Here is a 13,860-nt window from a genome sequence, read left to right as displayed (position 1 = left end):
TTCAAGAAAAAAATGTTAACCAGCAAAAAAGCAGTACGTTAGTCGCTAATATTAAGCGATAACGCACGGTTTACGATTGCAGATGTGACCGGGTGAACGATAGTACGCTGAGGTGTGATTATGTAGTATTCCTGTTTAATTTTCTCGGCCATGCCTACGCAACTCACATTAAAATTGTTACTGATTTCCTCCTCAACGATCAGCGGCGCGGGAAAGAGTCCAAAGCCATCGCGCCCTAATGACTTCATCAAGGCAATATCGTTAGCATATACAGTGACATGTGGCTCAATATCGTAAAGCTCAAACCATTGCGCCAAACTCCGACTTAGTCCGCTAGTCGCTCCAGGCATAACCAACTTGGCTTGATGCAGTGACTTGGGAAAGTCTGGCTGGTATGTCTCATAAAGTTTTCTGGGCGCAAAAAAACCAATACTGCTATGGCCGATACTTTGGCAATACGCCGCGGGCTCAAAATCTGGCAACAATGGTAAATCAGTGAGAATAAAATCAAGTTTGTGCAGCGCCATCTGTGCAAGTAAGTCTTCTAACTTACCGTCCTGACAATCGAGCACCACGTTTTGTTCAACTTCTAATACCGGCGACAACCATTTACTGATCAAAGATTTTGGCAGTCCGTCCGTCACTCCAATTGTACACGTTGTTGCTGTATTCAGCTGTCCTGACGCTGCGGTATGAGCCCACTCTTGCGCCTTAAGAAAAATTTCATCCGCATAGGATTTAGTTAACACGCCAAACTCGGTCAACTTAATCGAACGCCCCTCCTTCACGAACAGTCTCCGCTCTAAGCGTTCTTCAAGCGAGTTAAGCTGTGCACTAACAGTTTGTGGAGTGAGATGTAATTTGTTTGCAGCTTTTGATATGCCACCTTCAGAGGCAACGACCCAGAAATAATACAAATGATTAAAATTGACTTGCATAACATTTCGCTTTTTTCGAAGTTATTTTCAGTTTAAAACAGATTTTACCTTAGTGTCGATTTAGATAAAGTGCAAATGCGGTGCGCAATATTTGCGCACCCTTATTATTTGACGAGGTCACCTATGCGTACTTTAACTACTCTATCAACGTTACTTTTACTCGGACTGATGACGCAGGTAAACGCTTCGACATTTTCTGCCAACAAAATGATCGACCAATGTCTTTCAGATGATTTAAGCATGCAAAAACAAGCAAGTTGCCAAGGCTTTTTCTATGGACTCCTCAGTAAAAAAGAAGCTTTGCTGATGCCGCAGAAAGATAACAGCCTTGTTGATCGCGCCTACACTACGCGTACATCAACAAGCAATTACGATATCGTAAAAGCACGAAAATACGGACTAGATACAGTCTGTATGCTAGACAACATCAGTTATCAAGATTTCAAATCTGTCATTATCGCGAATGCGCCAAAATACAGCCAAACCACTAATGTGGCAGTCGTTACTGACATCCTTGCTCGAAAGTACAGTTGCTAGTTGCCCCCTGCGCTAGCATCCCCGTAGAGCGGCGCTTTTAGCGCCGCTCATTTTTTCTAGCAGTGATAAAGGAGATCATATGACAGCAATTAAAAAATTTTTAGAGCTCGAAGCTGCTGCAGGTATTATTCTTATTTTTGCCACCTTTGCTGCCCTTATGGTTGCCAACAGTGGGCTCTCGGTATACTACGAGATGCTGATTTCAATTCCCGCGGGTATCCACATTGGCGACTTAGCTATCGATAAGCCAATATTGCTATGGGTGAATGATGGCTTAATGGCTGCATTTTTCTTTCTTGTTGGATTGGAACTCAAACGAGAAATTTTAGAGGGTCATTTATCGCAGCCGCAAAATGTTACCTTGCCAATCATAGGTGCAATAGGAGGCATGGTTGTACCTGCGCTTATTTACCTATCATTTAACTACCACGATGAAATCAATCGCATTGGTTGGGCAATCCCCGCAGCAACGGACATTGCGTTTGCACTCGGTATTTTAATGCTTGTTGGTAAACAAGTGCCCACAGCACTGAAAGTATTTTTAGTGACTCTTGCCATCATTGACGATATAGGTGCTATTGTCATCATTGCACTGTTTTATACAGAACAGCTTGAGATGACTCCGTTACTGATAAGCGCCGCATGTCTGATTGTACTTACTATATTGAACAAACGCGGTGTAACCGATATTCCCCCGTACATGTTTGTTGGTGGTATTCTCTGGGTAGCGGTATTGAAGTCAGGTGTTCATGCAACCTTAGCTGGTGTGCTGTTGGCGTTCTATATTCCGATGCGCGACAAGCGTGATAAAGACTTTTCTCCGGTCAAGCACCTAGAGAAAAGTTTGCACAGCACCGTCGCATTTTTTGTTCTGCCTCTGTTCGCATTTGCTAACGCCGGAATTGATTTTAGGGAACTTACCATCGACGCCATTAGTCACCCAATAACACTGGGTATTGCGTTAGGCCTCTTAATCGGTAAGCCTTTAGGCATATTTGGTATTTGCTTTTTGGCAGTAAAAACCAAGTTAGCAAGACTTCCGGCCGGCGTGAATTGGCTCCACATATTCGGTGTATCTTTGCTGTGTGGTATTGGCTTTACCATGAGTCTATTCATCGGTTCGTTGGCATTTGAAACGACGGGTAGCAATATCATTGTCGATGAGCGACTGGGCATCTTAGTGGCGTCATTTATTTCAGCCATTGTGGGTTTCTCAGTGCTCAAACTCGCCAGCAAGCTTTACCCGGTGTCAGACAGTGCTATATCGGCGACCCTCGATACATCAACTATCGAGCAACCAAAGGCAGGGTGGACGCCTAGCCAAGCTAAGCGAACACGTTCAAATAGCAAATTAATTACAGATTGATTCCTTGCGTAACTAATGGACGACCTTTTCGACACGGATGTCTAGTCTTTTTGCCAACCTAATCAAGTTAGCGCGGTCAACACTCAAATGTTTGGCCGCCCTGCTCCAATTCCCTTGATGCAATACAAGTGCTTGTTTAACCAGGCGCCGTTGGTAATCGTCAAGTACATTCCTTAAATTTATCGGTTGCTCTATTTCTGCATAAGTCAGCGTTGTGATCTCACTTCGCTGCGCTTCATTTGCTGGCGCCTGAACAGACGAGGATATATCATTTGATGATTTGTGTGGATTATCATATTTGAGTTGAGACGAGGCTAGCTCGTCACTATCGGATGCATGAATTGTCACTATTTGCTTGTGTCGATTGTGCGCAGGTACTTTGGCACATGCTTTAAGCGACGCTCGGTTCAGCAAATGTTCCAATTCACGCACATTGCCAGGCCAAGCATAATTATCCAATTGCACAACCAATTCCTTCGACAACTTCAGTTGATTGACCCCCAACTTCCTTTTTGCACGCTCGATAAAGAAACCTGCAAGCAATGCCACATCACCATGACGCTCTCTTAAGGCAGGCACTTTTAACGGATAGACATTTAATCGGTGATACAAGTCTGCTCGAAAACGACCGTTCTCGACTTCCTCTTTTAGATCACGATTAGTCGCAGCGATCACACGCACGTCAACTTTCACAATGTCATCCTGGCCAACAGGCTGAATTTCATTGCTTTGCAAAGCTCGCAGCAACTTACTTTGTGCTGCTAACGGCAATTCCCCGACTTCATCTAGGAAGATAGTCCCACCATCAGCTATCAAGAACTTACCAGCTCTTTTGCTATCTGCCCCCGTAAACGCCCCCTTTACATGACCAAACAGTTCGCTTTCTACCAAATTTTCCGGCAATGCTGCGCAATTCACATAGATTAAAGCATGCTCTGAGCGGCTTGATTGTTGATGAACACTGTGTGCAACAAGTTCCTTACCTGTGCCACTTTCCCCCTCAATCAATACCGAATAATTCGACGGCGCAACCAAGGATATCTCATGTTTAAGCTTTTCAATACTGTGGCTGTGGCCAACAATTTCCACGTAGTTGCCAGACACACCAGGCTCACTCAACGCACGCATGACTTCTTTTGAGTGATTAACATTAGCTTCTAACGCATCAACTGACAGCGCAGTGTGTAAACTCACGGATGCCATCGACGCGATAAGTGCTAAGGACCGCTCAGACAACGATTCAAAAACACCTGGCGTTAAACTGTCCAGCGTCAATACGCCGATAAGGTTGCGTGCGAAATATAGCGGTATTCCCATGCATGCATGCACGGGTAAGTCGCCATCCATCGCTGTCAGTAATCCATCATAAGGGTCAGGTAACTCAGATTCAGCCGGAAACCTCACAGCTTTAGATGACTGACAAATAGCCGAAAACCGTGGATGTTCACTAATGATAAAACGACGCCCCATTGTTTCATGACCTAACCCTTGCAGCGCAAGAGGTTGCAAGTAGTCACCTTTAAATGCCAGCAGAACAATTGCGTCGCAAGTAATGACTTTTCGAATGGCGGTAAGCAATTCATCAAAGCGTTGCTCACTGGCGACCCCTTGAGCAAGGGCTATCGACAATTCAAGTAACTGGTTATTACTGAGATTATTCATATGGGTTAGTATCACCGAATGCATTTAGACTCATTATAGTCATATTGACACACCCAGCAACCATGTCATTTTGACTACAAAACTCTTCACAAAACAATAATACCTTTAAATTACAGAAGGTTGAAGTTTTGGCACTACTCTTGATAAAGAGACAAGCATATACATGAAATAGCTTGGAATACTTATGTACTCAAATTTTGCACTCGCTACCAGCCACCAATTTGATGATACGCAACTAAACTTTCAGAAATGCATAATCGCAGGCAACTGGACCATGATGGTGTCATTTTCTATCACCGCAATGTGCTTAATGCTGACGTTTCAGTTTGACCAGTATTTTTCAATCCCCGTGCAGGTCAGTGCGCATATAGCAACCATAATATTCGCGGGCTTTTTTAAGATTGGCTACGTGTTGCGATGTGTTGGTATTCACGGCCTAGGTTTTAAAATTTTTTAATATGCAAATATCTGAACCGCAAACTAAGCCAAGCGCCCAAACAGGGTTTAATCACCCACTATGGCAACTCGCCTTTCGATCTTTTTTTCTCGCAGGAGGTTTGTACTCAGCGTTGAGCGTAGGGTTGTGGCTTTTATCCCTAAGTGGCTTTATCAACTTATCTCAGGAGGTGCTACCGAGTGTAATCTGGCATGCTCATGAAATGATTTTCGGGTTTGCAGCGCTGATCGCCGTTGGCTTTATTCTAACCGCTGTGCAAACCTGGACCGGCACCCCTAGCATTACTGGGCTTCCTGTTTTCTTGTTGCTTATTACTTGGATACTCGTTCGAGTATTGCTCTTTATTAATTTGCAAGTCACCGCTTTGGTTGCTTTAGCGTTGCTTCTAGGCTGGTGGTGCACCGTTGTTACGATATACGCAAGGATTGTTTGGTCAGCTAACAACAAACGCAATTACCTTTTTGTACCATTACTGAGTATGCTGGGCATTTTGAACGTCTCAACACTTGCGCTAGCTATCGCGGGATTTCAGGATGTTGCACTGCACATAGCGCGGTCAGCTGTACTTCTATTTACGATGATTATGGCCGTTGTTGGTGGCCGAGTAATTCCATTTTTCACGGTGCGAGGCGCACACGTTGAACCTCAAGAGCCGTTAAACTGGCTAGAAAAAATACTACTCCCGACTTCATTCATTGGCATCAGTATTTTTATTGCAGGGCAGTTTGTTCCACTCCCTATTACGCCTGCTGTTTTTATGATACTTGCTGGCAGTTTACACCTGATAAGAATGACAACCTGGTCAAGCATTCATACGCTAAACGTACCTTTACTATGGTCATTGCATCTATCTTATGCATTTATGGGTTTAGGACTTATCGCACTTGGCTTGAGTTACAGCATAGACGCATTAACGTTTAGTACAGCCCTTCACATTATTACCCTTGGTGCGATTGGCCTAATGATTATCTCAATGATGAGTCGAGTCTCACTCGGTCATACTGGTCGTTTACTACAGGTTAAACCGCAAATTGTTATCGCATTTTTATTGATGATAGCCGCTACCGTCCTGAGATTCGGGCTATCAATCGCTGGTCACCCTTTTGAAGCATGGATTGCTAGTGCATCGCTATGGGTTATTTCATTCTCAATTTTCTTTTTCACATACTGGCCAGTGCTCTCAGCGCCACGCCAATAACATTTCGGAGTATTCATGTTATCTTCACAAGACATTAAGATTGTCCAATCAACAGTGCCCCTCATTGAGCAAGCAGGAACCGTTGTTACTGATCACTTTTACCAGCGCATGTTCTCGCATAACCCTGAGTTAAAAGATATTTTCAATTTAAGCAACCAACATACTGGCCGCCAGAAAGTCGCGTTGTTTGAAGCGATTCTGGCATATGCTAAAAATCTAGATAACGTTGCGGTGCTCAAGCATGCCGTAGAGCGCATTGCGAACAAGCATGTGAGCTTTCACATCAAGCCTGATGACTATCAAATTGTTGGGCACCATTTGATTGAAACTATGCGAGAGCTACTTACTACACAATTCACGCAAGCCGTTGAAGAGGCCTGGACATCAGCATATGGTGTTTTAGCTAACTTGTTTATTGGTCGCGAAGAAGAGTTGTATACCCAAAGAGAATCATCAGCGGGTGGTTGGCGTGGTAAACGCGCCTTTATCTTAGTAGAGAAAACAAAGGAATCAGAACTAGTAACCAGCTTTATTTTTGAACCTGTTGATCAGCAGCCTGTCATGGATTTTCAACCTGGCCAATATTTAGGTATTGAGCTAAAACCATCAACATCTGATCACATTGAGATTCGCCAGTACTCCTTATCAACAGCGCCTAATGGCAACACTTACCGCATTTCAGTAAAACGAGAATTAGGTGAGTACAAGGGCGTTATGTCTAATTACCTGCACGATCATCTCAATGTTGGCGATATTGTCGATCTGCATGCGCCAACCGGTGACTTCTACTTTAAGGACAAACAAAAGCCCGTGGTGCTAATTTCAGCTGGTGTTGGTATCACGCCGATGCAAGCCATATTAGATACCTTAGCTGAAAGACGTTACGAGCTGCCCGTTACCTATATTCATGCCTGTGAAAACAAAGCACAACATTCATTTGATAACCACACAGCTAGTATTTGTAATACACAAAATTGGCAGCACTTTACGTGGTATAACAATGAACAAGGTAACAACCAGAACACGTTTGGTGGACTTATCGACTTTACAAAAATTGAATTGCCTCTCACTGATGGAGACTTTTACTTGTGTGGCCCCGTTGGTTTTATGAAGTTTGCAAAAGATAACTTAGCCACTTTAGGCGTTTCTGAAGAGCGAATTCATTACGAGGTGTTTGGCCCGCACGCTACCCTATAGCTTCTGCGGATATCACTGAAGTCGCTTTACTCAAAATGTTTAACCTGAGCCGGTATTTACAATAGATACCGGCTACAACAGCTATATATTTCTTTGAGATCTATCGGCTTGCCAACATGCTGTTGAAACCCTGCTTCCATGTATTTTTGTTTGTCACTTTCCATTACGTTTGCTGTTAATGCAACAATAGGTATATCGGGGTGCATTGACCTGATAGCCTCACAAGCTTTTACACCGTCCATGACTGGCATTTGAATGTCCATAAAAATAAGGTCAAATGTTTGCTCGCCAACCGCGTCAATCGCCTCTTGTCCATTATCAACGACAACTACAATTGCATTTGTAGGCTTCATCATTGACTGAAAAATGGTTTGATTAATGCGGTTATCCTCCGCCAATAAAATTGTATTGCCTGCTAAATTTGGCGTTGATACTGAACTAGAATCTGATTTGCTATCGATAACTTGTACTTGTTGAAGAGGCAAAGTAACAACGAACTTAGAACCAACATTAACTTGGCTCGATACACTAATATGTCCGCCCATTAAGTCTACCAAACTCTTAGAGATTGCCATCCCTAGCCCAGTACCGCCAAAAACTCGCGTAGTTGATTTATCTGCCTGTTCAAACCTGTCGAACAAGCGTGACAACCCCTCTTCCGACATGCCTATTCCCGTATCTGTTACAGTCAATATCAACTCGTCTCCATCACCTATGCATGCAGATACTTCAACTTGCCCTTTTTCGGTAAACTTAACGGCATTTGAGCTAATATTGAGCAAAATCTGCTTTACTCTTACGCTATCTCCCAACCAACCTTTATGGTAGTTCTCGGCTTTTCTAACGACCAAGTAGATATTTTTCACTTCCGCTTCTGGTTTTAGTGATGCATAAACCGACTCGATAACATCATCTAAATCAAAAGGGTTATCTTCCAGGGTAAGTTTGTTCGCTTCAATTTTTGAAAAATCTAATATATCGTTCAGGATAGCGAGCAACATTTTCGACGAGTACATCGCTTTTTTCAGTAAATCCCTCGCTTCTTCACCTTGAGTCATTTGTTGAAGCAACTGAATAGTCCCCAAAACACCATTCATTGGCGTTCTTATCTCATGGCTCATATTTGCCAAAAAGAGTGACTTGGATTTATTCGCATGTTCAGCATTACGTCTCGCTTCTTCAAGCTCAGATTTTTGCACGCTCAGTAATTGGATATGTCGCTTCAACTTGTCATTCGTTGCTTCAAGTTCATGGGTTTGTTCATTCACCGTTTGTTGGAGCCTTGCGTTAAATCGCATCTGGAAAACAGAATACAGAACAAAAATAAGAATGACCCCGACAAGGCTATAGACAATGCGGGTGTCGAGCATGTATGGCTTTTCCATGTAATCTTGCAGTAACAAGCCCTTGATATCACCATCTTGTGGCACCATTTGCAGCGCTTGATAAGTCTTCGCGATACGTTCAAAACGCTCAGGAAACACGTTACCAATCGGCGTAAGTTTAGGCTTAATAAGACTCTCAGTGACTTTTGCCTCGTTTAGCAGCGCCTCATACGAAACATCCGAATTGTATTTATCGATAATAAGTTGGGCGACTTCTTTTTGGTTATCTAAAGCATACTCCCAGCCCTTTCGTGCCGCCTCCGCAAATCGCCTTACGCCATCAATGTCATTCTGAATTCTTTCTTCCGTGGTAAAAACCAGATCACCATAAAAATCAATGCCATAGCTTGATGGATCGATTATATTAATTGGGATGCCTTTCGCTTCATATTTATAGGGTTGATCAGAACGGTATGCCGACATCACATCAGCCGTATTTTCCGCTACCGCCCAGTCATTAAAATTGTGTTGAATAAAACGATAGTCTTGCTCGCCTATACCAAACAATTGAAGTAAGGCTTGCAATGACGCATCGTCAACATTTCGCTGAAACATCAGCCGCTTACCCTTTAGTTCGTAAGGGCTATTTATTTCTGCGTCTTTGAGTGATAAAAAAACAAGTGGGCTGGTTTGAAAGATGGTACTGACAATGACTAGAGGTTTACCATTGAGGCGCTCAACAACAATTGACGAATCAGAGACGCCGAAATCTGCACGCCCTTCGTAAACGTCAGCAATAGCGCTAGTTTTGATATCACGAGCGCGAATTTCAACATCAAACCCAGCCTGCGCGAAATACCCTTGCTCTTTCGCGGCATAAAAGCCTGCAAATTGAAATTGATGAAACCATTTCAATTGCAAAACGACTTTTTCTTGTGCATTGATGATCGCTGAAAACAGTAACATCAATAGCCAAAGGTGCTTCATAGCTTTTCGTAAACGACTAAGTGATTACTTTGAGCATAGTCCGCTTTTTGAAAATCAGTAAATAATTGTATTGTTTATAAATTACTTCAACTCACCTTTACCACAACAAGTGAATAAGCTACCTCTGGGCCAATCTACGTTATGCAGCAATACTTTTCTTAATCTCTTCTACTTGCGCATCAAAAATAGTATTCAACGAGGTCATCGTCTCTGTAGCCTGTGAGAAATATTCATCGCGACTGATAGCAATGCGCTCACGATCGATAATCTCTTGTTCAATAACACTGGTAAGAGAACGCGTTTTAGAGAGCCCAGCTTCTAGCATGGTTTTCGTTCGACGATTCTTACTAGTAATTTTAGACAGCACCTGTGCTGAAATGGTATTGATATGCTTTGTCAAAAATTTGAGGCGAATCAACTGTACGCTGTCACAATGCCCCATAGTCACAGATGCTGTGCCAACCGCCCGAGACTGGCCCACACTCTCTGTTACGTTAACGAGCTCGCGCCATACAAAGTCTATGTAAGCAAATTCGGGCAGGTAATGGGCACTCAGCTTATGAAGCTGCGCAACATCTTCTAGTAGATAAATAAGATTACTTATCAACTGCGTGTGCTGTTGGAAGCTATTTTCTGCAGTCACTGTTGTTTTGTCATTTGCTAAACGTTGCCAATGATCATGAAAGCTCTGCCAACGTTCGCTGTCCTCATGGATTAAGCTTTTACTGCTCATCAACTTAGCAACCTGCTGTTTAATAACACTGAGATCGCCACCCACTGATTGATCACCCTGGCACTTGGCAGCACTTAAGCCACGATGTTTTTGCAACAAGCCTATCAGTAATTTAACCGACGATATTTTAGCTAGCCCTCGCTCTTGCAATTCATACAGTGCGATACGCTTAGCGCGCCAAAACAGAAATGAAAGAAAAGCGATAAATAGCACAACTATGGTAAACAGAATGCCCTGAAGCATAGTATCTCCTTATTCCTGATTAAGCGGCGTTCGTTAAATTTTTCAAATGGTTTGCTAATCTTTCTGCTTGCTGCGCTATGTCCGCGTTAGCCCTAGCACTCTCAACAACCAGTTCAACATGCTGTGAAATCTCATCAGTTGCCACCTTTTGCTGTTCTGCATTAGTCGATACGATACTTACTTGCAGCTGAACATCGTCAGTTTGTTCAGTAATCGACTCAAATTGTTGGTCAACACTCGTCGCATGCTGCTCGCATTGATTAGCACTAGAAACAACAGCTGCCATGCTCTCAACAATGTCATGGCTTTGGGTGCGCACTTTACCTATGTGGTCGATAATTTCACTGACAATTTGATTACTGTGTTGTGCGAGCATGCGAACTTCATCAGCAACAACAGAGAAGCCTCTTCCCTGCTCGCCCGCTCTTGCAGCTTCTATTGACGCATTTAATGCAAGCAAATTGGTCTGCTCAGAAATGCCGCGAATAGCCTCTGAGCGCTGAAGAGCTGCTTCGCTGGCACTGTCTAGGCTTAACATTAGCTGCTCAGTTTGCGCTGAGAACTTTGTCATTTCAGAAATTTGTAAATGCAGCTGATGCAAATGCTCACGCCCTTTGTTTGATAACTGATTCGCCGACTGCGCGGTGTCGTGTACCTTGATAATCTCTCCACTAACTTCCTCTAGCGAGTGGCTCATTTCATTAATTGCTGCTGCGGTGGAGTGGGTAGAATCAGATTGGTGCTTAACGTTTATCGCCACTTTATTCGCCGTATCAATCACTTGAGCGGAAGCAAATTCCACTTCATCAATACGTTCTTTGTAGCGAATTATTTCACGATTGAGTTGTTTAAATAAGCTAATTGCGCTCGGATACTGCTGTCCAAAGTGCGGACATTGGCGCTCGAGCTGTCGATAGTCAAAAGAGGCCTGATGTAAGCCGGAGAATACTCGATTCACTTCGTTGATGCTTTGCTTGAAGAAATAAATATAAGACGTTGTTATCAGTAAACCTAACAACACTAAGGCAAGTGATAAGAATAAAAGACTATTGAGTGCAGAGAATACTGCCCCCACTAGCACTAATTGTGCGACCAACAATAGACGCCAATCTTTAAAAGGACTTGTCAGATCAAGCGCCGATGTTGAGCCAAGATTTTGCTCCATGTATCTTGCTCCTCGTTTACTACTACAACAACGATGCAGTAACTTGAGCAAACCTTGTACCAGACAAGAAAGTCATAGAAGAAAAACAATTATGACACTGTAAATACTATATTTTTCATAATATTACAGATATATGACATCCGGTTGGTGATTTATCTGTTTCAATGTGTAGAGACGGTTAGCGCACCAAAACAAAGCAAATCAATGCATTTGCGCCAAGCTAGAGCATTTTGTACAACAATTGTTCAGTTCAACAACCCATTGACTTAATTGCTAATGTATTAGCAAAAGGGAAAGGTTCCTGCATTATCGCTAATTGCGCGTTACTTGGCAGGCAGTCTTGCTCGCAATGCATAACGATATCCGGCGCTTCATCACAATAAAGCACATCTAGTGCTAACCGTTGTTTGCCGTATAACCCACGGTGAATCATTAAACCTGAAAATACCAGCACATCGCCTGTGTTTAGTGCAATGGTTTGCCCTTCATCCAATTCATCTGAGGGCGTTGCACCGTTTTGACTTAACCTGACATCAAGTTGTCTTTGCGTATCCCATTTTCTGTGACTTTTAGGAACAAGTTCAATACCTGGTTCGTCGGCAAGAGGAATACGAATGTGCACCACATCAGGGCCAGACAAGGCGAGTTTTTGTTCTTCCAATGATAAATGATATTGCGGGTCACGGTGCCAATAGTTTTTCTGCTCGGGATTAACCGGATTAAAAAAAAGCTGAGTATTTAAAAAACATGCCTTTTCACCCAGAATGTCGCTGACAATACTCGATAGTTTTTTCGATGAGAGCCACTGAAAGAATGTATTTCGTTGTGCTTCAGTCAAGTGTTTGTTGCCGGTCAAATAGGCAGAATTTATTGCTCTCGCTTGATAAAACGATTGGTTCGCTGCAGTCCAAGATTGATGAAACCTTTTCACGACAGGCTTAATGACATTTAGCTCGTTCGCGGAAAAGAAGTTTGCCAAGCGCACAAATCCTTGCTCTTGATACTGCGCTTTTATATCCATAGCTTTGCGCCTTTTTTATTATTTTTGAAGTAGATTAATTATTGTTTAGGTGACAAGCGCGTAGACATTACATTCAACCGCAGTGCCGTCATTAAGCCGAGCCTCTACCATTACACGCTCATAACCTTCACCTTCAAACGCATCAAGTTCAGGCCAAAATGCCTTCAAGTGCTCAGACTCAAATAAAAAGCCATCAACATTATCATCCGTGGCATCTAATACGATGCCAGGATAGCCAAGCGCTGCACCCCAACCTTTTTCATATAACTTGCCATTAATAGTCGCTGCCTGCCAACTACCACCTAATGGTGCCAAAATATGTTCATTAGGCCTACCTGGTGCTAGCGTACCATATACAAATAATCGACAATTGGTGTCCATAGGCTTATTCATATTATCCTTCTCCAGCACAGCAAATTACGCTTGGTAGTTTTTACGACCAGATAACGCATGAGAAAGCGTATTGCCGTCAACATACTCAAGTTCACCACCAACAGGTACACCGTGTGCGATGCGTGACAAATTGACGTCATAAGACTTAGACATTTCAGCGATGTAATGTGCCGTAGCCTCGCCTTCAACTGTCGGGTTTGTCGCCAAAATAACTTCTTTAATGTTGCCACTTTCTAATTGCTTAGCCAGAATATCCAAACCTAAATCCGAGGGGCCAATACCATCAATGGGTGATAAATGTCCCATCAAGACAAAGTAACGACCTTGGAATTCACCCGTTTGTTCAATCGCAATGACGTCTGCAGGACTCTCTACAACACATAACAACTCTGATTGCTGTCTACGTGGCGACTCACAAATATCGCAAAGTTCTTGCTCTGTAAAATTACGACACTGCTTACAGTGGCCAACATTTTCCATTGCTTCGCTAAGTGTTTCGGCTAATTTGGCACCACCATTTCTATTACGTTCTAAAAGGTGAAACGCCATACGTTGTGCCGTTTTAGCACCTACACCGGGTAAACAACGAAACGACTCAATAAGCTCTTGTACTAAAGGGCTAAACTTCATTAAACCAT

The 13,860-nt window shown here is 43.0% G+C and carries 12 protein-coding genes; 4 read left to right on the top strand and 8 right to left on the bottom strand.

Features of this window, described 5'->3' with window-relative positions; genetic code table 11:
* Positions 1 to 38: 38 nt before the first annotated feature.
* Positions 39 to 938, bottom strand: coding sequence for a transcriptional activator NhaR (nhaR, locus tag ACFSJY_RS08770; protein WP_386033344.1), 900 nt, complete (start codon positions 936 to 938; stop codon positions 39 to 41).
* Between the two features lie 123 nt (positions 939 to 1,061).
* On the opposite strand from nhaR, the gene ACFSJY_RS08765 reads away from it, so the two are divergent.
* Both ACFSJY_RS08765 and nhaA read left to right on the top strand, forming a co-directional pair.
* Entirely contained in the window at positions 1,062 to 1,475 is a 414-nt protein-coding gene (locus tag ACFSJY_RS08765; RefSeq protein ID WP_386033342.1) for a hypothetical protein, read from the top strand.
* Positions 1,476 to 1,554: 79 nt separating this feature from the next.
* Positions 1,555 to 2,841: a Na+/H+ antiporter NhaA gene (gene nhaA / locus ACFSJY_RS08760; RefSeq protein WP_386033340.1), complete on the top strand. Its 1,287-nt coding sequence runs from the start codon at positions 1,555 to 1,557 to the stop codon at positions 2,839 to 2,841.
* Between the two features lie 12 nt (positions 2,842 to 2,853).
* Here nhaA and norR read toward each other — a convergent pair whose 3' ends face one another.
* Positions 2,854 to 4,503: a nitric oxide reductase transcriptional regulator NorR gene (gene norR, locus ACFSJY_RS08755; protein ID WP_386033338.1), complete on the bottom strand. Its 1,650-nt coding sequence runs from the start codon at positions 4,501 to 4,503 to the stop codon at positions 2,854 to 2,856.
* 458 nt (positions 4,504 to 4,961) lie between these two features.
* On the opposite strand from norR, the gene ACFSJY_RS08750 reads away from it, so the two are divergent.
* Positions 4,962 to 6,158 (top strand): NnrS family protein, encoded by a 1,197-nt coding sequence (locus tag ACFSJY_RS08750; RefSeq protein ID WP_386033336.1) that lies wholly within the window; start codon positions 4,962 to 4,964, stop codon positions 6,156 to 6,158.
* A 15-nt stretch (positions 6,159 to 6,173) separates the two neighbouring features.
* The gene (gene hmpA / locus ACFSJY_RS08745) at positions 6,174 to 7,355 is read left to right on the top strand and encodes an NO-inducible flavohemoprotein (protein ID WP_386033334.1); all 1,182 of its coding nucleotides are present in this window, start codon (positions 6,174 to 6,176) and stop codon (positions 7,353 to 7,355) included.
* A gap of 56 nt (positions 7,356 to 7,411) precedes the next feature.
* Here the strand turns inward: hmpA and ACFSJY_RS08740 are convergent, their stop codons facing one another.
* The 6 genes from ACFSJY_RS08740 to recR all read right to left on the bottom strand — a co-directional run bounded on the left by ACFSJY_RS08740 (position 7,412) and on the right by recR (position 13,852).
* A complete protein-coding gene (locus ACFSJY_RS08740) occupies positions 7,412 to 9,667 on the bottom strand; it encodes an ABC transporter substrate-binding protein (protein WP_386033332.1) in 2,256 nt (751 codons plus the stop codon).
* Positions 9,668 to 9,806: 139 nt separating this feature from the next.
* Entirely contained in the window at positions 9,807 to 10,643 is an 837-nt protein-coding gene (locus ACFSJY_RS08735; protein ID WP_386033330.1) for a nitrate- and nitrite sensing domain-containing protein, read from the bottom strand.
* 19 nt (positions 10,644 to 10,662) lie between these two features.
* On the bottom strand, positions 10,663 to 11,808 hold the full coding sequence (locus ACFSJY_RS08730; RefSeq protein ID WP_386033328.1) for a methyl-accepting chemotaxis protein: 1,146 nt from the start codon (positions 11,806 to 11,808) through the stop codon (positions 10,663 to 10,665).
* A gap of 250 nt (positions 11,809 to 12,058) precedes the next feature.
* On the bottom strand, positions 12,059 to 12,829 hold the full coding sequence (locus ACFSJY_RS08725) for a phytanoyl-CoA dioxygenase family protein (protein WP_386033326.1): 771 nt from the start codon (positions 12,827 to 12,829) through the stop codon (positions 12,059 to 12,061).
* Positions 12,830 to 12,874: 45 nt separating this feature from the next.
* Positions 12,875 to 13,222, bottom strand: a complete 348-nt coding sequence (locus tag ACFSJY_RS08720) for a gamma-glutamylcyclotransferase family protein (protein WP_386033324.1) — start codon at positions 13,220 to 13,222, stop codon at positions 12,875 to 12,877.
* Positions 13,223 to 13,246: 24 nt separating this feature from the next.
* A complete protein-coding gene (recR, locus tag ACFSJY_RS08715; protein WP_386033322.1) occupies positions 13,247 to 13,852 on the bottom strand; it encodes a recombination mediator RecR in 606 nt (201 codons plus the stop codon).
* Between the last annotated feature and the right edge of the window lie 8 nt (positions 13,853 to 13,860).

The sequence above is a fragment of the Thalassotalea euphylliae genome (assembly GCF_042682785.1).
Classification (GTDB): domain Bacteria; phylum Pseudomonadota; class Gammaproteobacteria; order Enterobacterales; family Alteromonadaceae; genus Thalassotalea_F; species Thalassotalea_F euphylliae.
Note: the sequence above shows the minus strand (reverse complement) of the source record. Positions and strands in the feature narration are given on the sequence as shown.

Excerpts from the sequence above, each read along its gene's own strand:
- ACFSJY_RS08720 (WP_386033324.1), bottom strand. The coding sequence starts at position 13,222 with ATGAATAAGCCTATGGACACCAATTGTCGATTATTTGTATATGGTACG.
- ACFSJY_RS08725 (WP_386033326.1), bottom strand. The coding sequence starts at position 12,829 with ATGGATATAAAAGCGCAGTATCAAGAGCAAGGATTTGTGCGCTTGGCA.
- ACFSJY_RS08735 (WP_386033330.1), bottom strand. The coding sequence starts at position 10,643 with ATGCTTCAGGGCATTCTGTTTACCATAGTTGTGCTATTTATCGCTTTT.
- nhaR (WP_386033344.1), bottom strand. The coding sequence starts at position 938 with ATGCAAGTCAATTTTAATCATTTGTATTATTTCTGGGTCGTTGCCTCT.
- ACFSJY_RS08730 (WP_386033328.1), bottom strand. The coding sequence starts at position 11,808 with ATGGAGCAAAATCTTGGCTCAACATCGGCGCTTGATCTGACAAGTCCT.
- recR (WP_386033322.1), bottom strand. The coding sequence starts at position 13,852 with ATGAAGTTTAGCCCTTTAGTACAAGAGCTTATTGAGTCGTTTCGTTGT.
- nhaA (WP_386033340.1), top strand. The coding sequence starts at position 1,555 with ATGACAGCAATTAAAAAATTTTTAGAGCTCGAAGCTGCTGCAGGTATT.
- ACFSJY_RS08750 (WP_386033336.1), top strand. The coding sequence starts at position 4,962 with ATGCAAATATCTGAACCGCAAACTAAGCCAAGCGCCCAAACAGGGTTT.
- norR (WP_386033338.1), bottom strand. The coding sequence starts at position 4,503 with ATGAATAATCTCAGTAATAACCAGTTACTTGAATTGTCGATAGCCCTT.
- ACFSJY_RS08765 (WP_386033342.1), top strand. The coding sequence starts at position 1,062 with ATGCGTACTTTAACTACTCTATCAACGTTACTTTTACTCGGACTGATG.
- hmpA (WP_386033334.1), top strand. The coding sequence starts at position 6,174 with ATGTTATCTTCACAAGACATTAAGATTGTCCAATCAACAGTGCCCCTC.
- ACFSJY_RS08740 (WP_386033332.1), bottom strand. The coding sequence starts at position 9,667 with ATGAAGCACCTTTGGCTATTGATGTTACTGTTTTCAGCGATCATCAAT.